Origin of the sequence: Xanthomonas sp. LF06-19 (assembly GCF_034105425.1) — a bacterium.
GTDB lineage: Bacteria > Pseudomonadota > Gammaproteobacteria > Xanthomonadales > Xanthomonadaceae > Xanthomonas_A > Xanthomonas_A sontii.
The window spans coordinates 291,216-310,363 of sequence record NZ_JAXGGH010000007.1 but is presented as its reverse complement, the minus strand read 5'-3'; the positions used below and the strand labels follow the sequence as shown (position 1 = coordinate 310,363).

The window sequence follows — 19,148 nt, the reverse complement described above, 5'->3', positions numbered from 1 at the left end:
CGCACAAGCGTCGCCCACCTCGGCGACCTCAACCGCAGGCCCAGTCCAATCGCAGGTCCTGGATGTCCAGTTGCGCGACGCCGCCGCCGAAGTTGTAGCCGCCGAAGGCCTCGTCGAACTCGATGTAGTACGGGCTGAAGTCCGGGATGCCCTGTATCGGGCGCATGGTGCCGCCGAGGTGGTTGATGGCGTGGCCGGCGGCCCAGTCGTGTTCGCGGTAGTGCTCGCGGCTGACCACGCCGTCCTGCCAGTAGTAGAACGGCTGATAGCCGCCGGGATCGGGCGCGTCGCCGAACGTCTCGCGCGGCGGTACCCCGGCATTGGGATCGTGCTCGCGCCGGCGCAGCCGCAGCGGACGATGCAGGGCGAAACGGTCCGGCGCCTGCGGCAGCGGCACGCTACGCGCGTCCCACGCTTCGCATACTGTCGCGCTTCCGACCTGCAACCATTCCGGCGGCGGCGTCTGCTGCAGCAACGGGCTGTCCACCAGCGGCGGCGGCCGGCATGGCGCGCCATCCACCTCTTCCTGCCGCAGCAGGATCAGCGCATAGGCGCAGTCCAGCAGGTCCTGCATGCGCCGCAGCCGCGGGTGGGCCTGCAGCGCGCGTTCGCGGAACGGTTGCAGCGCCGGGTCGGCCAGCGCCTGCGCAGGCGTGGTGATCGCGGCGTGCATCCCGTCCACTGTTCCGGCCGGGCCGCCGTCGTTATGGTCCGGCGCGGTGGCGAAGAACGACACCGCGACGATGTCCGGGCCGTGCACGCGGTAGTCCGGTGGCAGCCGCAGGGTGAAGCCGTGCTGCATCGGATAGCCGCTCCACGGATCCAGCGGCCATTGCGCCGCGGCGATGCCCGGCGGCAGGCCGAAGCACCAGCCGTCGCTGTCGGGAGCGGGCGCGCCGTCGTGCCAATCTCCGGGTTCGATGTCGTAGGCGTACACGGGCGTCTTCGACGGATCGCAGGGTGTGGTGGAGGGTTGACGCGACCGCACCCTCAACGCCCGCCGCGCGTATAGCCTTCCAGTTCGTCGGCGCGGGAGCTGATCCGGCGCAGGGTGGCTTCGGCGCTTTGCAGGCCCGCCTCCTGGCCGCGTGCGCCGAACGCACGGTCGAGCTGTGCGGCCTGGTCGTTGGACTGCTGCCAGGTGTACTGCGCGTCCATCAGGCGGGAACGGTCGGTACCGCTGATGCGGTAGCGCAGCTTGTCGTAGGCGCGGTCCAGGCGCTCCTGCTGCACGCGCTGTTCGCGCTGGATGCAGCGCCGGTTCTCGTCCAGGCCCTGGGCCTGCTTGCGGCAGTCGTGGTAGGCGGCGGACAGACCATCGCTAGGTGCAGCGGCTTCGGCGCCGGCCGGCGGCATCTGCTGCAGTTGCTGCTGCATCTGCTGGATCTGTTGGGCCTGCTGCTGCAGCAGGCGCTGCTGTTGCTGCAGTTGCGCATCGCGCGGGTCGGTCTGCTGCGCGGCGGCACTGCCGCACACGCCGGCGACCATCGCGGCGATCAGCCAGGCGCGCAGCCGGCGCTGGCGCTGGGTTCCCTGGTGCTGGTGCATCGTCCTTCTCCTTCGATCGGCAACCGATCCTGCCGCGCGCCGCATCGCCGGCGCGCGGTCGAGGTGGGGCCAAGCATACGGGAAGGCGGTGATGGCTTCATGGCACGGCGATGCGGGCGCTCAGCGGGGAGACACCGCGCTCGTCGAAGGCTTCGACGGCGAACACGTAGTCCTGGTCGCGGTTCAGCGCCCGGATCTCCAGGTCGGTGCCATGGTCGGCGAACACCTGGTAGGTCAGGTTGAGGCGGTCGGCGCGCAGGCCCCAGCGCACGTTGTAGCCGACGGCGCCGGGCACCGCCTGCCAGTGCACGCGGGCATTGCGGCGGTCGGCATCGCGCTGCGCGACAACGCCGGTCGGCGCCGACGGCGGGGCGCCGTCGGCGTTGCCGAACACGCGCAGGTCGCTGATCGCCAGGTGGGCGGCGCCGACGTGGCCGTGCACGTAGCGGATGTAGCGGGTGCGCACCGGCGCGGGCAATTGCAGGTAGGCGTTGGGCCGGTCGCGGCGGTCGGCGCCGTCGCCGACCTCGGCCAGCGGCAGCCAGTGGCGGCCGTCGCGCGAGTGCTGCAGCCGGAACGCGGTGTAGATGTCCGGCGCATCGCCGTAGCGGCCGGCACGGTAGTCGGCGAAGTTGACCTGCACCGCGCGCACGCTGCGTTCCCCGCCCAGGTCGACGGTGAGGGTCTCGCCGGGCGTGTTGCGTGCGGCCACCCAGTAGCTGCGCGGGTCCTCGTCGGTGGCGCGGTCGGCGGCGAAGCCGTCCAAGGTGGACGAGGCGGTGGCCGGCTTGCGGTAGGACAGCAGCATCCAGCCGGTGAACAGCGCCTCCGGGTCGGCCACCGGGCCGTCCGGCATCCAGTGCGGGAAATCGCCGAAGCGGGTGGACACGCGCATCTGTCCGTCGGCGGCGAACGCGGCGGGGAACAGCACGATGCGCCGTTCGAAGGTCCAGTTGGCGCCAATCCAGGCGGTGCCGCTGTTCCACCAGTTGCCGTGCGCGTCCTGGAAGGTGGAGCCGTGGCCGGCGCCCTGCATGAAGCCGCCGGGCTTGTAGGCCACCGGGTTGTACGCCGCATAGACGAACGGGCCGAGCGGGTGCTCGCCGACGTACACGCCGTTGGCGTAGGCGTTGTACTCGCTGCCGGGCGCGCCGTACTGCAGGTAGTAGCGGCCACCGGTCTTGGTCATCCACGCGCCTTCCAGGTAGCTGCCGATCGGGCTGCCGTCGGGGAAGCGGGCACCGCGGTGGTCGGGGCCGAAGCGCTCCCAGCCGTGCTGCGCCGGGTCCAGCGCGAGCAGCGGCGTCGGCACGCCGCGGAAGGCGAACCCCTGCGCGTTGCGATCCATGGCGATGCCATACAGCGGATAGCGGTCCGACGAGCCCCAGTACAGGTACCACTGGCCGTCGTCGTCGATGAACAGGTCCGGGTCCCAGGGGCCGGGCGGCACGTCGCTGAGCGGGCGGCCCTTCATCTCGGTGCCGATCGGCTGGGCGCGCGGCAGCTTGGGCAGTAGCCGGGTCAGGAAGTCGAGCTTGCCGCTGGCCGGGTCGCGGGTCTGCAGCAGCGGGCGCGGTTCGAAGGCCGACTGCATGATCACCAGGCGGTCGCCGTCGGCCACCACCGCCGGCGCGACGATGCTCTCGAACGGCCAGCGGCTGGGCGTGACGAACTGCCAGTCGAGCAGGTTGCTGGAGCGCCAGTAGCCGTCGGCCAGGGTCTGGAACAGATAGTAGGCGTCGCCGAAGCGCACGAACACCGGATCGGCGCCGGTGCGATAGGAAATGCCTTCGTTGAGTTGCTCGAAGTTGTAGCGGTAATCCAGGTCGATCGGATTGGCGTAGCTGCGCTGGCCTGGTGCCTGCGCCGCGGCCAGCCCGGCGGACGCCAGCAGCGCCAGCGTTGCGAATGCTCTGAACATGGCGATGGCCTTCCCACCGTGGCGGCGCCGGCTACCGTAGCAAACGCAGCGGCAGGGCGCGATGCGGCAGGCCATGCCGCCGCGGTTACCATGGCGCCAGCCCGTTGCCCGTTGCCCGTTGCCCGTTGCCCGTTGCCGTGCTGCGGCCGCGGTGCCTTCCCTCGCCGACCTCCGACTCCATGACCGCCAACGTTTCGCCGCGCCGCCTGCTGCCCGTGTTGTTGTCGTCCTTGCTGTTCGCGGCTGCTGCCGCCTTCGCCAACGACAGCAGCATCGGCGACGCCAATGGCTCCATCGAACTGATCCGCCAGCCGGACATCCGCATGAGCAAGGAAGACCTGTTCATCAGCGAGGAGCGGGTGCAGGTGGACTACGTGTTCACCAACACCAGCACGCGCGAGCTGCTGGTGCCGATCGCCTTCCCGATGCCGCCGATGTACTTCGGCATGGCCGACCACAGCGCGCTCACCGACTTCAGGCTGTGGGTGGACGGCAAGCCGGTGCGCACCGAGCGCCGGCTGGTGGCGAAGCTGGACGGCAGCGACATCTCGCGCGCGTGGGCGGCCAGCGGCTGGACGCCGGACGACCTGGCCGAGTATGTCGAGGGCGGCACCGTCCCGGCCGGGCGCACGCCGTTGCCCGCGCGCTGGTTCGACGCCGACGGGCAGCCGCGCTTCACCCTCAGCGAGTACTTCGTCTGGCAGCAGCGCTTTCCCGCCGGCGGCGCGGTGGCGATCCGCCACAGCTACGTGCCCAGCGTCGCCACCGGCGTGCCGATGCCGGCCAGCGACCTGATCGGCGAGTACGCCAAATCCACCTGCCTGGACGCCGCCACCCAACAGCGCCTGCGTCGCCGCGCCGGCGCCAACGGCCTGCAGTGGAGCAACCTGCGCTACGTGCTGCGCACCGGCGCCAACTGGAAGGGCCCAATCCAGGACTTCCACCTGACCCTGAAGAAGCGCGCGCCCGGCGACCTGCTCAGCCTGTGCTTCGACGGCGACCTGCAGCGCACCGATGCGCTCACTTTCGAGTTTCGCCAGCGCGACTTCGTGCCCGAGCGCGATCTGGACATCCTGTTCCTGCGCTGACGCGCCATCGGCGCCCGCAGCGGCCGGCCGCGCCGAAGCCGACATCCGGCTGAACGCCGATGCGGCGCGGTCGGCAGTTTCGACCCGACGCGGTGGCGCGCGCGGCGGCGGATCGGGCAGCATGCGGCGGCGCGATCCCTCCCCCAGGACCTGCCCGCATGCGCGATGCCGCCGTTGCCGCTTCCGATCCCGTCGCCCTGGTGGCGGCGCGCCTGGAGCGCCTGCCGCCGACCCGCAGCCTGTGGCGCCTGGTCGCGCTGCTGGCGCTGGGCGGCTTCTTCGAACTGTACGACCTGTTCCAGACCGCCTACCTCAGCCCCGGCCTGCTGCGCGACGGCATCTTCGCCGAGGGCGCGGCCGGCGTGTTCGGCATCGCCGACCAGGCCGCGTTCGCCTCGGCGACGTTCCTGGGCCTGTTCCTCGGCGCAAGCCTGCTCAGCCCGCTGGTCGATCGTTTCGGGCGCCGCGCGGTGTTCTCCTTCGCGCTGCTCTGGTACTGCGTGGCCACGGTGGCGATGGGCCTGCAGCACCGCGCGCTGGGGGTGATCCTGTGGCGCGGCGTGGTCGGCATCGGCCTGGGCGTGGAACTGGTCACCATCGATACCTATCTGTCGGAAATGGTGCCGCGGCAGATGCGCGGCGCTGCGTTCGCGCTGGCGTTCTGCCTGCAGTTCCTGGCGGTGCCGGCGGTGGCGTTGAGCGCCTGGGCGCTGGTGCCGCACGCGCCGCTGGGCCTGAGCGGCTGGCGCTGGGTGGCGCTGCTCAGCGGTGGCTTCGCGCTGGCGGTGTGGTGGCTGCGCAGCCGTTTGCCGGAGTCGCCACGCTGGCTGGCCACCCAGGGCCGCCACGCCGAGGCCGACGCGGTGCTGCAGCGGCTGGAAGCGCGCTGTACCGCCGACCTGGGGCGGCCTTTGCCCGCACCCGAGCCGGCGTCGGCGCCGGCCGCGCCGACGCCGCAACTGTCCGCGCTGTGGCAGCCCCCGTACCGGCGCCGCATGGCGATGCTGGTGAGCTTCCACATCTTCCAGGCGATCGGCTTCTTCGGTTTCGGCAACTGGTTGCCGGCGCTGCTGGCGCGGCAGGGCGCCGACAGCGTGCACGGCCTGGGCTACGCCTTCGCCATCTCGTTGGCGTATCCACTGGCGCCGCTGCTGCTGATCGGCGTGGCGCAGCGCTGGGAGAACAAGTGGCAGGTGGTGGTGTCGGCGCTGGGCGCGATGCTGTTCGGCCTGCTGTTCGCCTGGCAGAGCCAGCCGCTGCTGCTGATCGCCTGCGGCGCGGCGGTCACCTTCTGCAATGCCTGGATGAGCTTCGCCTATCACGGCTACCAGGCCGAACTGTTTCCCACCGCGCTGCGCGCCCGCGCGGTCGGCTTCTGCTACTCCTTCAGCCGCCTGTCCACGGCCGCCAGCAGCCTGCTGATCGGCATGTTGCTGGACCGCACCGGCCACCGCGGCGTGCTCGCCTGCATCGCCGCCAGCCTGCTGATGGCCGCCACGGTGGTGGGCCGGTTCGGACCGCGTACCCACCAGCGTGCGCTGGAGCGGATCTAGGCGTGTGGGATATGTTGAGACGCGCGCGAAGTGGCCTGGCGCACATCGAGGCGTGCATCGCGTTCAGACTGGCCCTTTACCTACCGCGGAGGACGTCATGCAACCGTTCAACGGCGCCAAGCTGGCGCTGCTGTGCGACGACGCGCTGCTGGTGTACCAGCGCGATGTGAAGCCGGAGATTCCCTGGCCGGGACTCTGGGACCTGCCTGGCGGCGGCCGCGAGGACGACGAGAGCCCCGAGCGCTGCGCGCTGCGCGAACTGCAGGAGGAGTTCGGCCTAGTGCTGGAGGAAGACAGGCTGACCTGGGGCCGCTGCTATCCGTCCCTGCAGCCCGGGTCCCTGCCGAGCTGGTTGTTCGTTGGCCGCCTGAGTTGTGCCGAGATCGCCAGCATCCGCTTCGGCGATGAAGGCCGGGGGTGGCTGCTGATGCCCGTGGCCGAATTTCTCGCCCATCCCCAGGCCGTGCCCCATCTGCAGGAGCGCCTGCGCGACTACCTGGCTCAGTGCGTGCAGGGGTAGCTGGTCTGGCCGGCCAGTCGTTGCCTGCGATACGAGAAGCGGGTTTACAGCGTGCGTCGCGGGGCATGCAACCGCCGCTATGACGGCTGCCTCTGCAGCGCCGATCCTGCCAACTTGGGCCATGGCCAGTTCGGTGGACCGGCGCGATGTCGCCGGGGCCAGGGCGCCACGCTTGGCCTAGTGGTGGACCGGCCGTCCTGTCTGGACCGCGCCCGGCGCCGCGTGGGCCAGACGCAGGCGCGGTGTGCGGCAGGGGCCTGCCTCAATCCCGATCACGCGTTCCGGCCGCGCGATTCCTTAACGTCCCGCACCGGTCATCGTCCCTCGACACCATGCCGGGGCGGCCCGGTGCATGCTGTCGCCTCCCTCGCCACGAGCTTCAGCCATGACCTCGCTATTGCCCGTCCCCGTGATGGATGCCGCCGACCACCGCGACCTGGCCCAGGCGCGCGCCCTGCTGGAACACCCCGGCCTGGCGGCGAAGATCGCCAATGCGGTGGGCGCGCCGATCGAGGCGCTGATCAACAAGCGCCTGCCGAAACTGCTGTCCTCGCGCATCGATGCGGTCAGCCAGCGTGCGCTGCGGGTGGCGTTGCGTTCGGCGCTGCTGACCCTGCGTGGGCAGGCGCCGGAACGCGCACGGCCGCGCCTGCATGGCGCCGCGGTGGCGGCGACCGGTGCGGCCGGCGGCTTCTTCGGCCTGCCCGGGCTGGTGGTGGAACTGCCGCTGACCACGACCCTGATGCTGCGTTCGATCGCCGACATCGCCCGCGCCGAGGGCGAGCGCCTGGACGACCCGACCACCGCGCTGGCCTGCCTGGAGGTGCTGGCGCACGGCGGCCGCAGCCACCGCGACGACGGCAGCGAATCGGGCTACTTCGCGGTGCGCGCGGCGATGGCGCAGCAGCTCAGCGCCGCGGCGCAGTACATCGCCGCGCACGGCCTGGGCAGCAAGGGCGCGCCGGTGCTGGTGTCGCTGCTGTCGCGCATCGCCGCCAAGTTCTCGGTCACGGTCAGCGAGAAGCTGGCGGCGCAGGCGGTGCCGCTGGTCGGCGCGGCCAGCGGCGCGCTGCTCAACACGGTGTTCATCTCGCACTTCCAGGCGATGGCGCGCGGCCACTTCATCGTGCGCCGGCTGGAGCGCCGCTACGGCGAGGCCGCGGTACGCCAGGCCTACGAGGCGTTGCCGGCCGGGCGATGAGCCATGGCGGTCGCCGCGTTGCGCTGGCTGTGGGCAGCGCGCGCTGGCACAGTGGTGACCGCCGCCACGCTTCTCCCGATCTTTCCTTGCCGCAGGTGCACGCCATGAAAACCCGCCACCGTTCCGACAGCGACGACGACCAGCCACGGCTGGCGGTGCTGATCGATGCCGACAACGCGCAGCCGTCGGTGATCGAAGGCCTGCTCGCCGAAGTCGCCAAGTACGGCCTGGCCAGCGTCAAGCGCATCTATGGCGATTTCACCAGCACGCGCATGACTCAGTGGAAGCAGGCGCTGCTGAAGCACTCGATCAGCCCGGTGCAGCAGTTCGCCTACACCAGCGGCAAGAACGCCACCGACAGCTCGCTGATCATCGACGCGATGGACCTGCTCTACACCGGCCGCTTCGACGGCTTCTGCCTGGTCTCCAGCGACAGCGACTTCACCCGCCTGGCGCAACGCCTGCGCGAGGAAGGACCGACCGTGTACGGCTTCGGCGAGCGCAAGACCCCGGATGCGTTCGTGCAGGCCTGCGACAAGTTCATCTACACCGAAGTGCTGCGCAGCGAGGCCAGCTCGGCGGAGCCGGCCAAGCCCGCCGCTGCGGCTGCCAAGCCGGCGGCCAAGGGCCGCAAGAAGCCGGCCGCGACGCCGGCCAAGCCCGAGCCCGTGCCCGCCGCCACCGAGACCAAGCAGGCGCCGCTGACCCTGCTGCGCCAGGCCATCGAGGAAGCCTCCGACGACCAGGGCTGGGCCGGGCTGGGCAGCGTCGGCAGCTATCTGAACAAGGTGCGGCCGGATTTCGATCCGCGCCTGTACGGGCACAAGAAGCTCAGCGACCTGCTGCGCCGGCTGTCGTCGCACTTCGAACTGGAGGAGCGCGGCAACGAGGGCGGCGGCAAGCGCATCTTCGTGCGCTCGCGCGGATGAGCTGTCAGCCGCTGCCATTCGCACTGGTGCGTGCCGTCGTGGCGCGCAATGGCACATACAGGTGCACGCCACGATGAGCGATCGACCCTACGCCCCGTCCTGCGACCGCAACCGCGATCCGATCCTGCAGGTGCTGCAGCGGCAGTTCGCCGATCGTCGCCAGGTGCTGGAGATCGGTAGCGGCACCGGCCAGCACGCGGTGCATTTCGCCGCGGCGCTGCCGCAGCTGACCTGGCAATGCAGCGAGCGCGCCGAGCACCTGCCCGGCATCGCGCAGTGGCTGGAGGTGGCGGCGCTGTCGAACACGCCGCCGGCGCTGGCCCTGGACGTGCGCGAGGGGCCGTGGCCGCGCACCGGCTACGATGCGGTGTTCACTTCCAACACCTTGCACATCATGGGCTGGGACGCGGTGCAGGCGTTCTTCGCCGGCGTCGGCCAACTGCTGGCAAACAGCGCCGACGGCATGCTGGTGGTCTACGGCCCCTTCAACTACGGCGGCGCCTTCACCAGCGACAGCAATCGCGACTTCGATGCGTGGCTGAAGGCGCGCGACCCGGCCAGCGGCATCCGCGATGCCGAGGCGGTGGACGCGCTGGCGCAGGCGCAGGGACTGACGTTGCAGGAAGACGTGGCGATGCCGGCCAACAACCGCTGCCTGGTCTGGCGGCGCGGCTGAGGCAGCAGTGCCACCCGGCGATGCCTTGGCGTCGTGCGGGTGCGCGATCGCGCAGGCGGATACGCCGTGGGCGCCCAATCTGACTGCGTCAGCCATGTCGTGACTGTGCATGCGTCAGCGACGCGGAGTGCGTGGTCGTACCGAATACGCCGACGTGCTTGATGCAGCACTGTCTTGGCCGGTTCCATGCCTGCGCTGCATGGTGGGCGACGCAGTAGGCGTTGTGTCCAGGTGACGAAGCCGCACTCTCTCCCTCATCACGGGTTCACCGCCGTGCCACGGCGGATTCACCGCGCGCTTGCGACTGTGCGCCGACACCCGCCGCCGCCGAACGGGCCTGCAGCCGGTGCTTTCTTCCTTCGCCACGGAGCGTTCCCATGGACAACAACGACAAAGCCCGCGATCTCAATCGCGATCCGATTTCCGGCACCCCGGGTTCGCATCCGGTCGGGGTCGGCATTGGCGGTACCGCCGGCGGCGTGGCCGCGGGCGCGTTGGCCGGCACCGTGTTCGGGCCGCTCGGCACCTTGATCGGCGCGGCGGTCGGGGTGGTGGCCGGTGCGGCGGCAGGCAAGGGCGTGGCCGAGCGCATCGACCCCACCGGCGAGGATGCGTACTGGCGCGAGGAGTATCGCAACCGCGACTACGCCAAGGCCGATTACGACTACGACCGCGACTACGCCGCGGCCTATGGCCTGGGCCTGCAGGCACGCGAGCAGTATCCCTCGCGCACCTGGGACGAACACGAGCGCGAGCTGTCGCACGACTGGGGCACGCGCCGTGGCGACTCGCGCCTGGAGTGGGACGAGGCGCGGCTGGCCGCGCGCGATTCCTGGGAGCGTGCCGACGCCACTTACCGCACCTACGAGGACAGCGACCGCTACTACGCCGATCGCTTCGACACCGTGGACTACCGCGAGACCGACAGCAGCTACGACGACTACCGCCCGGCCTACCGCTACGGCGTGCAGGCGCGCAGCCGCTACCGCGACCGGGTCTGGGACGACCGCCTGGACACGGACCTGGAAAGCGGCTGGGAGCGCGCCAAGGATCGCTCGCGGCTGAGCTGGGCACAGGCCAAGGCGGCCGTACGCGAGGCCTTCGATTCGGATCGCTACGATCGCCCGGGCCGCGGCAACCCGCCTGATCCGCGGGTCTGATTCGACGTTCGTTGCGTTGAATGGCACTCGGTCGAGTTGCCACCTGGCACTCGATCGAATCGCATCCTGATACGACACAGCGGCCGCTCGCCCAGGGCCGCTGTGTCGTATGCGAAGTGTACGCAAGCGACCGTGTGGGAGGGACTTCAATCCCGACGCGCAGACCCTTCCGTCATCGACAGCATCGCGATCGACCGGGATCCATTTGCATGGTAGTGGTGCGCTGCAAGCCGTTGGGCATGGGCTGCATCGCCACCTGGTGACATGGCAGGTCGCGGCTGAAGCCGCGCCTGCAGCCTGGTTCCTACGGTCCGTCCGATGTCGGTGAGCTATCCGGAGGTTGTTGAGCCGTCGATTGCGACGAATCGTCCTCCTCCGCCTCCGCCTCCGCCTCTGCATCTTCCTTCAAGGCGGCATCCCACCAGGCCGGCGCCGCCAGCCGTTCTTCTCCATAGCCGTTCATGCAACCTGTTCGTTGTTGCTCCAGGCGCTTGTAGTCCAGGGTGAGACGCTGCACGTCCTGTTGCTCTGGCCACTCGGTGTAGGCGAAGTAGCCCTCGTACTGGTTCCCATTGATGCAGGCGATATACGAATCCGCCCGCAGCCCGGCTGCCTGAAAGACCAACACCCGCGCTTCGCCGTTGCGATTCAGGCGGCCATGGAAGACCGTCCATTTGCCCGACGCGCAACTCGCGCCGGAGATCCCCATGTAGCTCAGACACGGAATCGACCACACGTCCTGCTGGACGCGGATCCTAGCGCCCGAGAGTGGCCGATCGGGTCCCGCCACGACACGGATCGTGATGAACCGCGGCATGATCCAGGGGCCGGCGTGCTCCGCCAGCAGGTAGAACAGCAGGATGGCGCCCACCAGCGCCACGCATGCGAGTTTGAGCAAACGCTTCACGCGATGTTCCTTCGAGGCTGATGCGGCCGTGGATCGCTGGCGATCCACGCAACGTGCGGATGATGCCCAAGGCTGGGCGCCCTTGGCGATGCTGCTGTCCTGCGTGCGGCTGGAGTCGGGTCGCGGCTGCAGCCGCTTCTGCGGCAGATGCACGGACGCCCGGGAACGCGGGAGAGCAGAAAACGCGGCGCCGGCCGCGGCGTTCGGTCAGACGCCCTCGATACTGCCATTGCGCCGCCGCTGCACGGCGGCAGGCGTTCGTCTCCCGCTCAGGCCGCCTGCACGATATGCAGCGCCTTCGGATTGCGCCAGGTCGCCAGCAGCCGCGCTTCCTGTTGCTTGGCCTCGTGCAGGTGCGCTTCCTTGACGTGGCCGTAGCCGCGGATGTGCTCCGGAATGCTGGCGATCTGCACCGCCAGCGCCAGGTTGTCCGCCTGCAGCCGCTGCAGCAGTTCGTCCACGGTGGCGAGGTAGTCGGCGATCAACTGCCGTTCGCCGCGCCGCTCGGCGCTGTAGCCGAACACGTCGAGGGCGCCACCGCGCAGGCGGCGCAGCTTGGCCAGCCACTTGAACGCGGTGAACATCCACGGGCCGTATTCGCGCTTGCGCAGCCGGCCTTGCGCGTCCTTCTTCGCCAGCAGCGGCGGCGCCAGGTGGAAGCGCACGCGGTAGTCGCCCTCGAACTGTGCCTGCAACTGCTGCGCGAACGCGCCGCTGGTGTACAGCCGCGCCACCTCGTACTCGTCCTTGTAGGCCATCAGCTTGAACGCGTAGCGCGCCACCGCTTCGGTCAGCGCGGTCGAGGTCGGCGCCACGCGCTGCTCGGCAGCGCGCACGCGCTCCACCAGCGCGGTGTAGCGTGCGGCGTAGGCGGCGTCCTGGTAGTCGACCAGGAAGGCGTGGCGGCGCGCGACCAGCTCGGGCAGCGAGCGCGACAGGCGGCTGTCGTCCAGCGGCGCGTGCCCGGCCTCGCCGCTGTCGGCGGCGGCCGGCAGCTCGCGCGCCGGACGCGGATTGGCGGGATTGCGCGGCGCGGCGCTGGCGCCGGCCTCGTGGCCTTCCCACTCGCCGGGTGGCAGCTGCTGCAGCCCCGGCGCCTGGCGTTCGCGTTCGTCCGCAGCCGGATCGGCGAGACCCGCTGCGCGTCGCACCGCCGGCAGGTCCAGCGCCGCCAGGCGGCCCCAGGCGAAGGCCTGCTGGTTCATCGCCACCGCTGCGCCGTTGAGTTCGATCGCGCGCATCAGCGCCGCGTGCGACAAGGGCACAAGGCCCTGCTGCCAGGCGTAGCCGAGCATGAACAGGTTGCTGGCGATGGCGTCGCCGAGCAGGGCGGTGGCCAGCTGCGTGGCGTCGAGCAACAGCGGATCGCGTCCGCCCAGCGCCAGGCGCACGCCGGCAATGATCTCGGCGGCCGGGAACTGCATGTCCGGGTGCGTGGTGAAGGTGCCCGGCATCGCTTCGTAGCTGTTCAGCACCACCTGCGAGCGATCGCCGCGCACCTTGGACAGCGCCCAGTAGTCGTTGACCACCACCATGTCGCACCCCAGCACCAGGTCGGCCTCGCCGGCGGCGATGCGCACCGCGTGCAGGTCTTCCGGTTGCCGCGCAATGCGGATATGCGTGGTGACCGCGCCGCCCTTCTGCGCCAGGCCGGTCTGGTCGAGCACGCTGGCGCCCTTGCCCTCCAGGTGCCCGGCCATGCCCAGCAGCGCGCCGATGGTGACCACGCCGGTGCCGCCGACGCCGGTGATGAGGATGTTCCAGGGCTGGCTGAGGTCGCTGCGGAAGCTTGGTGTCGGCAATTGCTCCAGCAGCGCCGCAGCGTCGGCCTTGCGGCCCTTGCGCGGCTGCCCACCGTGCACGGTGACGAAGCTGGGGCAGAACCCGGACACGCAGGAGTAGTCCTTGTTGCAGCTGGACTGATCGATCTGGCGCTTGCGCCCGTATTCGGTCTCCTTCGGCAGCAACGACACGCAGAAGCTCTTCTCGCCGCAGTCGCCGCAGCCTTCGCAGACCAGCGAGTTCACCAGCACGCGCTTGGGCGGATCGGGCAGCTTGCCGCGCTTGCGCCGGCGCCGCTTCTCGGTGGCGCAGGTCTGGTCGTAGATCAGCACGCTGGTGCCCTTGACCTCGCGCAGGTGCCGCTGCACCGCGTCCAGCTCGCTGCGGTCGTGGAACTCCACGTCGCTGGGGAACAGCTCGCGGCGCCGCGTCCACTTGCCGATGTCGTCGCTGACCAGGGCGATGGTGTGCACGCCCTCGGCACGCATCTGCCGGGCGATGTCGGGCACGCTGAGGGTGCCGTCCACCGGCTGTCCGCCGGTCATCGCTACCGCGTCGTTGTAGAGGATCTTGTAGGTGATGTTGACGCCGGCGGCGATCGACTGGCGGATCGCCAGCGAGCCGCTGTGGAAATAGGTGCCGTCGCCCAGGTTCTGGAACACGTGCGGGGTGTCGGTGAACGGCGCCTGCCCGGCCCAGGTGACGCCTTCGCCGCCCATGTGGGTGAAGGTGTCGGTGGCGCGGTCCATCCACGTCACCATGTAGTGGCAGCCGATGCCGCCGAGCGCGCGCGAGCCTTCCGGCACCACCGTGGAGGTGTTGTGCGGGCAGCCGGAGCAGTAGTGCGGCACGCGCGGGAAATTGGCGCGCGGCAGCGCCATCTCCGCTTCCTTGGCCTCCATCCAGCGCAGTCGCTGCTCGATCGAGTCGGTATTCACCGCAGCCGACTGCGGCAGGCGCAGGATGCGCCGGCCGATCACCCCGGCGATGGTGGCCGGGGTCAGTTCGCCGGTGGACGGCAGGATCCATTCGCCGGCCTCGTCGTACTTGCCGACGATGCTCGGGCGCGGGCCGGCGCTGGCCGGCCAGTTGTAGAACTGTTCCTTCATCTGCCGCTCGATGAAGGCCTTCTTCTCCTCCACCACGACGATGTCCTGCAGCCCGCGCGCGAACGCGGCGATGCCCAGCGGCTCCAGCGGCCAGGTCATGCCGACCTTGTACACGCGGATGCCGATGCGCGCGCAGGCGTCCGCGTCCAGGCCCAGGTATTCCAGCGCCTGCAGCACGTCCAGGTAGCTCTTGCCGGTGGTGACGATGCCCAGCCGCGCCTGCGGCGCATCCATCACCGTGCGGTCGATGCCGTTGGCGCGGGCGAAGGCCTGCGCCGCGCGCACCGCGTAGCGATGCAGGCGCATTTCCTGGTCCAGCGGCGGATCCGGCCAGCGGATGTTCAGGCCGCCCGGCGGCAGCTCGAAATCCTCCGGCAGCACGATCTGCCGCGCGAACGGATCCACCTGCACCGAGGCCGAGGACTCCACCGTCTCGGCGATGGTCTTGAAGCCGATCCAGCGCCCGGTGTAGCGGCTCATCGCCCAGCCGAGCAGGCCCATGTCGAGGATGTCCTGCACCCCGGCCGGGTTGAGCACCGGCATCATCGCGCTGACGAACTCGTCCTCCGAGCCGTGCGGCAGGGTCGAGCTGCGGCACGCGTGGTCGTCGGCGGCCAGCGCCAGCACGCCGCCATGGCGCGAGGTGCCGGCGGCGTTGCCGTGCTTGAACACGTCGCCGCAGCGGTCCACGCCCGGGCCCTTGCCGTACCACATGGCATACACGCCATCCACGCGCGCGCCGGGGAACAGGTTGGTCTGCTGCGTGCCCCAGACCATGGTCGCGCCCAGGTCCTCGTTGAGTCCGGGCTTGAACACCACGTTGGCCGCGTCCAGATGCTTGCGCGCGCGCCACAGTTCCAGGTCGAAACCGCCCAGCGGGCTGCCGCGGTAACCGCTGACGAAGCCGCCGGTGTTCAGCCCGGCGGCGCGGTCGCGCAGTTGCTGCATCAATGGCAACCGCACCAGCGCCTGCACCCCGGACAGATAGATGCGGCCATCGGTGCGGGTGTACTTGTCTTCCAGCGTATAGCGGGTGTCCACGCCGTCGGCGGCCGCTGCGGCGAGGGAGGACGACGGACGCGGATCGACGATGCGGTTCATGGCTTGCCCGGAAATGGAAGGCTGGCGGGCGCGCAGCGCCTGCCGCGCGCGATCGCCCCGATTGTATCAGCGGCGATTTTTGCGCCCGTTCTCGTCCACGCCGGCCGTGGCGGGGTAGGATGGGACCCGGGTGAGGGGATCACTCCAGGGGATTGCAGCAGTGAAGGCATACACATACGCAGTGGCCGCGATGCTGGCCTGCATCGGCCTGGCCACCGCGGCCAGCGTGCGGGCGCAGGCATTGCCGGCACCGAAAGAGTTCTACTTCGACGAAGACCGCGGCACCACCCGTCCGGTCACCGCCATCGCCGGCAGCGGCGAGGCCCTGGTGGATCGTCTGGCCAGTACGGTGCAGCGCGATCCCAACGCCAACGAGGCGCGCGCGCAGCTGGCCGGCATCGCCATGGCCGGCGGCCGCCAGGAACTGGGCGAACAGCTGTACCAGGCCGCGTTGCACGGGCTGCCCGCCGGCGTGCAGCGGCGCCAGGTGCAGTGGAACTATGGCTGGGACCTGCTGCGCGCGGGTGATCCGGCGCGCGCGCTGGCGCAGTGGAGCGCACTGGTCAACGGCCGCCCGGCGGCGCCGGACTGGCTGCCGCCGACCCTGGCGCTGACGTTGTGGCGCCTGCAGCGCAAGGACGAGGCGGTGAAGTGGTACGCCGCGGCGGCGCGCACCTGGCCGGACAAGTGGGGCGCCAATGCCGATTTCGCGGCGTTGCTGCCGGCCTGGCGCGACGACGAGCGCGCGACCCTGGCGGAGGTGCAGGCCGCCTGGAAGGCCGCGCCGCCGGCCTGGCCCTGAGGCACGCGGGTCCAGGAGCACGACGCGGCCTGCGCGGGTGGCCGGCGCAATCTAGGGTCCGGGTGTGCCCGGTCGCACAGCGCACCGTGTCGTCGCGCCTGCGCGGAGCGCCGGCGCGTGCTGGGCGCAGGCCAGGTGCGGCTTCGGTCGCCGACGCCTCGACGGCCTGCGTGCACATGCCATGCGATGATGCCGCGTACCCGCTGATTTCGTGCTGTGCCGATGGCTTTCGATGCGTTCGCCCTGATGTTGGTCATGCTGGCGCTCGGCAAGCTGTTCGCGCGTCAGCGCGTCCTGCCGGCCAACACCACCGAGGTGCTCAACGGGGTGGTGCTGTACCTGTGCCTGCCGGCCTCGGTGCTGATCTACGTGCCGCGCCTGCAGTTCAATCTGGAACTGCTCGGATTGATGCTGACGCCGTGGCTGCTGACCGGCGTGAGCGCGCTGGCGATGCTGGGCTTGCGCCGGCCGTTGCGGCTGCGCCGGGATCAGCAGGCGGTGCTGCTGCTGTGCGTGGCGCTGGGCAATTCCAGCTTCATCGGCTATCCGATGGTGCGCGCGCTGCTTGGCGAGGCGGCCTTGCCGTATGCGGTGGTCTACGACCAGTTCGGCACCTTCGTGCTGCTGTCCAGCTTCGGCCTGTACGTGCTGGCGCGCTACAGCGGCGAGGCGCCGCCATCGCCGCGGCAGACGTTGTTGCGCATGGCGCGGTTCCCGCCGCTGTGGGCGCTGCTGTTCGCGCTGACCCTGATGCCGGCGCAGCCGCCGGCGTGGATCGCCTCCGGCCTGCAACACCTGGCCGATGCGATGCTGCCGCTGGTGATGCTGGCGGTGGGATTCTCGATCCAGTTGCGGTTGCCGCGCGAAGAATTGGCGCCGTTGGCCGCCGGCCTGGTGCTGAAGCTGCTGGCGCTGCCGGCCCTGGCCTGGCCGTTGTCGTGGGTGCTGGGCCTGCGCGGGCAGGCGCTGCAGGCCAACGTACTGGAATCGGCAATGCCGACCATGATCACCGCCGCGCTGCTGGCGATCTCGCATCGCCTGGCGCCGCGCCTGGCCGCGGCCCTGGTCGGCTACGGGATTCTGCTGTCGCTGGCGACCTTGCCGGCCTGGGCGTGGTTGTTGGGGGCGTTGCGTTGAGCCTGCGCCGTGGCGCGGTACCTGGACCGGTGGGATCTGGCATGGCGTGCGCGTCGTACCCTCATCCGCCCCTGCGGGGCACCTTCTCCCGGAGGGAGAAGGGAGAAATCAAAGCCCCTCCCCCCGGGAGAGGGGTTGGGGTGAGGGTCGGGCGCAGCCTCGCATAGCGGCATCGCCCGTTGTCACCAACCGCCCGCCGCTAATCCGCCGGCACCGTCCGCCCGCTGGCCCAGCTGCGCAGCGCCTGCACCTGTTCGGCCATCAGCACCGACAGCGGTCGGGTAGTGCGGATCTCCTGCATCAGCAGCTCGGTATCCAGCGGCCGCTGTTCGGCGTGCGCGGCATACAGCCCGGAGACGATCGCCTGCTCGATCTCGGCACCGGAGAACCCGTCGGCGGCGGCAGCCAAGGCCGGTAGCGCGAACGCGTCCGCATGCAGCTGCCGCCGCGTCAGGTGCAGGCGCAACAGCTCCACGCGCGTCTGCGGGTCGGGCAGGTCGACGAAGAAGATCTCGTCGAAGCGGCCCTTGCGCAGCAGTTCCGCCGGCAGCTCGTGCACCTGGTTGGCGGTGGCGACGATGAACACCGCGGCGCTGCCGTCGGCGCTGCCGCGTTCGGCCATCCAGGTCAGCAGCGTGCCGAGCACGCGCCGCGATACGCCGCCGTCCTCGCCGCCGCTGGCCAGGCCTTTCTCGATCTCGTCCATCCACAGCACGCACGGCGCCAGTTGCTCGACCGCGGCCAGCGCGTCGCGCAGGTTCTTCTCGGTCTCGCCGTGATACTTGGCGTACAGCGCGCCCATGTCCAGGCGCAGCAGCGGCACGCCGAACCCCGCCGCGGTGGCCTTGGCCAGCATCGACTTGCCGCAGCCTTGCACGCCGAGCAGCAGCACGCCCTTGGGCGGGTCCAGCCCCGGCGGCGCGGTGCCGGCGAACACCGCGCGGCGCTGCGCGATCCATTGCTTGAGCCGGCGCGCGCCGGCCACGTCCTCGAAGCGCGTGGCATCGTTGTCGTACTGCAGGTGGCCGCTGCGGTTGAGCAGTTCGAACTTGAGCTTGGCCAGTTGCGGCAGATCGGATGCGGTGAGCGCGCCGTCGGCGTAGATCAGTTGCCGGGCGATGCGCCGCGCGTCGATCAGGCTGAGCCCGCGCAGGTTGCGCAGGATCTGCTTGACCGCGTCGCCGTCGACCTCGACCCGGCGTCCGCCGAACTCGCGCGCATAGCCCAGAGCCTCCTCCTGCACCATCTTCAGCAGGGCGTTGGCGTCGGGCAGGCGCGGATTGAAGCGGGTCGCCAGCGCTTCCAGCTCGGCCGGCAGCTCGATCCGCGTGCCGATCAGCACCAGCACGTGCGGCTGGCAGTGCCGGCGCTCGACGATGTCGCGCAGCAGGCGCTGGTGGCTGGCGTAGCCCAGGTACGGGGTGACGTCGAGCAGCAGGTAGATGCCGCGCTGATCGGCCTGCTTGATCGCCTGCAGCACCGCGCTGGCGTCCGGCGGCCCGCTCGGCGGGTCCTCGCGGTCCAGGTCGATGCGGCGCAGGCCCTCGGTGATCGACCAGCGGTGCAGGGCGCGCCAGACCTGCATCAATGCCTGCCGGAACAGGTCGACGATGCGCGCCTCCTCCTGCGTCTCGATCACGATCAGGGGCGTGTTGGCGCGGATCAGCGCGACCAGGTCCTGCAGCTCGCTCATGGCATCGGAAGGCGAAGGGGG

15 protein-coding genes are annotated in these 19,148 nt (G+C 70.4%); 9 read left to right on the top strand and 6 right to left on the bottom strand.

Annotated features, from left to right (window positions below; genetic code table 11):
- Nucleotides 1–28: 28 nt before the first annotated feature.
- The 3 genes from SLW55_RS15645 to SLW55_RS15635 all read right to left on the bottom strand — a co-directional run bounded on the left by SLW55_RS15645 (nucleotide 29) and on the right by SLW55_RS15635 (nucleotide 3,469).
- Complete coding sequence (locus tag SLW55_RS15645) at nucleotides 29–937, bottom strand: hypothetical protein (protein WP_295842152.1); 909 nt, start codon at nucleotides 935–937, stop codon at nucleotides 29–31.
- Between the two features lie 53 nt (nucleotides 938–990).
- Entirely contained in the window at nucleotides 991–1,548 is a 558-nt protein-coding gene (locus tag SLW55_RS15640) for a lysozyme inhibitor LprI family protein (RefSeq protein WP_267117179.1), read from the bottom strand.
- Nucleotides 1,549–1,645: 97 nt separating this feature from the next.
- Nucleotides 1,646–3,469, bottom strand: a complete 1,824-nt coding sequence (locus SLW55_RS15635) for a family 43 glycosylhydrolase (RefSeq protein WP_320745367.1) — start codon at nucleotides 3,467–3,469, stop codon at nucleotides 1,646–1,648.
- A 179-nt stretch (nucleotides 3,470–3,648) separates the two neighbouring features.
- Between SLW55_RS15635 and SLW55_RS15630 the strand changes: the two genes are divergently transcribed.
- From SLW55_RS15630 to SLW55_RS15600, 7 genes are all read left to right on the top strand, one after another.
- Nucleotides 3,649–4,557: a DUF4424 family protein gene (locus SLW55_RS15630; RefSeq protein ID WP_320745366.1), complete on the top strand. Its 909-nt coding sequence runs from the start codon at nucleotides 3,649–3,651 to the stop codon at nucleotides 4,555–4,557.
- A gap of 158 nt (nucleotides 4,558–4,715) precedes the next feature.
- Nucleotides 4,716–6,110 carry an MFS transporter gene (locus tag SLW55_RS15625; protein WP_320745365.1) on the top strand — a complete coding sequence of 465 codons (1,395 nt, stop codon included), beginning with the start codon at nucleotides 4,716–4,718 and terminating at the stop codon, nucleotides 6,108–6,110.
- A gap of 97 nt (nucleotides 6,111–6,207) precedes the next feature.
- The gene (locus SLW55_RS15620) at nucleotides 6,208–6,630 is read left to right on the top strand and encodes an NUDIX hydrolase (protein WP_017910776.1); all 423 of its coding nucleotides are present in this window, start codon (nucleotides 6,208–6,210) and stop codon (nucleotides 6,628–6,630) included.
- Nucleotides 6,631–7,015: 385 nt separating this feature from the next.
- Nucleotides 7,016–7,831 (top strand): EcsC family protein, encoded by an 816-nt coding sequence (locus SLW55_RS15615; protein WP_198527688.1) that lies wholly within the window; start codon nucleotides 7,016–7,018, stop codon nucleotides 7,829–7,831.
- A gap of 104 nt (nucleotides 7,832–7,935) precedes the next feature.
- Nucleotides 7,936–8,760, top strand: coding sequence for an NYN domain-containing protein (locus SLW55_RS15610; RefSeq protein ID WP_043095422.1), 825 nt, complete (start codon nucleotides 7,936–7,938; stop codon nucleotides 8,758–8,760).
- 73 nt (nucleotides 8,761–8,833) lie between these two features.
- Complete coding sequence (locus SLW55_RS15605) at nucleotides 8,834–9,436, top strand: DUF938 domain-containing protein (RefSeq protein WP_148829944.1); 603 nt, start codon at nucleotides 8,834–8,836, stop codon at nucleotides 9,434–9,436.
- Between the two features lie 377 nt (nucleotides 9,437–9,813).
- Complete coding sequence (locus SLW55_RS15600; RefSeq protein ID WP_010340940.1) at nucleotides 9,814–10,596, top strand: hypothetical protein; 783 nt, start codon at nucleotides 9,814–9,816, stop codon at nucleotides 10,594–10,596.
- Nucleotides 10,597–10,900: 304 nt separating this feature from the next.
- On the opposite strand, the gene SLW55_RS15595 is transcribed toward SLW55_RS15600, so the two are convergent.
- Both SLW55_RS15595 and SLW55_RS15590 read right to left on the bottom strand, forming a co-directional pair.
- Nucleotides 10,901–11,503 carry a hypothetical protein gene (locus SLW55_RS15595; protein ID WP_295959072.1) on the bottom strand — a complete coding sequence of 201 codons (603 nt, stop codon included), beginning with the start codon at nucleotides 11,501–11,503 and terminating at the stop codon, nucleotides 10,901–10,903.
- 269 nt (nucleotides 11,504–11,772) lie between these two features.
- Nucleotides 11,773–15,495 carry an indolepyruvate ferredoxin oxidoreductase family protein gene (locus SLW55_RS15590; RefSeq protein WP_320745364.1) on the bottom strand — a complete coding sequence of 1,241 codons (3,723 nt, stop codon included), beginning with the start codon at nucleotides 15,493–15,495 and terminating at the stop codon, nucleotides 11,773–11,775.
- Between the two features lie 190 nt (nucleotides 15,496–15,685).
- Between SLW55_RS15590 and SLW55_RS15585 the strand changes: the two genes are divergently transcribed.
- Nucleotides 15,686–16,297: a tetratricopeptide repeat protein gene (locus tag SLW55_RS15585; RefSeq protein WP_267108550.1), complete on the top strand. Its 612-nt coding sequence runs from the start codon at nucleotides 15,686–15,688 to the stop codon at nucleotides 16,295–16,297.
- Nucleotides 16,298–16,519: 222 nt separating this feature from the next.
- Nucleotides 16,520–17,434, top strand: coding sequence for an AEC family transporter (locus tag SLW55_RS15580; RefSeq protein WP_295939227.1), 915 nt, complete (start codon nucleotides 16,520–16,522; stop codon nucleotides 17,432–17,434).
- Nucleotides 17,435–17,633: 199 nt separating this feature from the next.
- Here SLW55_RS15580 and SLW55_RS15575 read toward each other — a convergent pair whose 3' ends face one another.
- On the bottom strand, nucleotides 17,634–19,127 hold the full coding sequence (locus tag SLW55_RS15575) for an AAA family ATPase (RefSeq protein WP_152237342.1): 1,494 nt from the start codon (nucleotides 19,125–19,127) through the stop codon (nucleotides 17,634–17,636).
- Nucleotides 19,128–19,148: the final 21 nt, after the last annotated feature.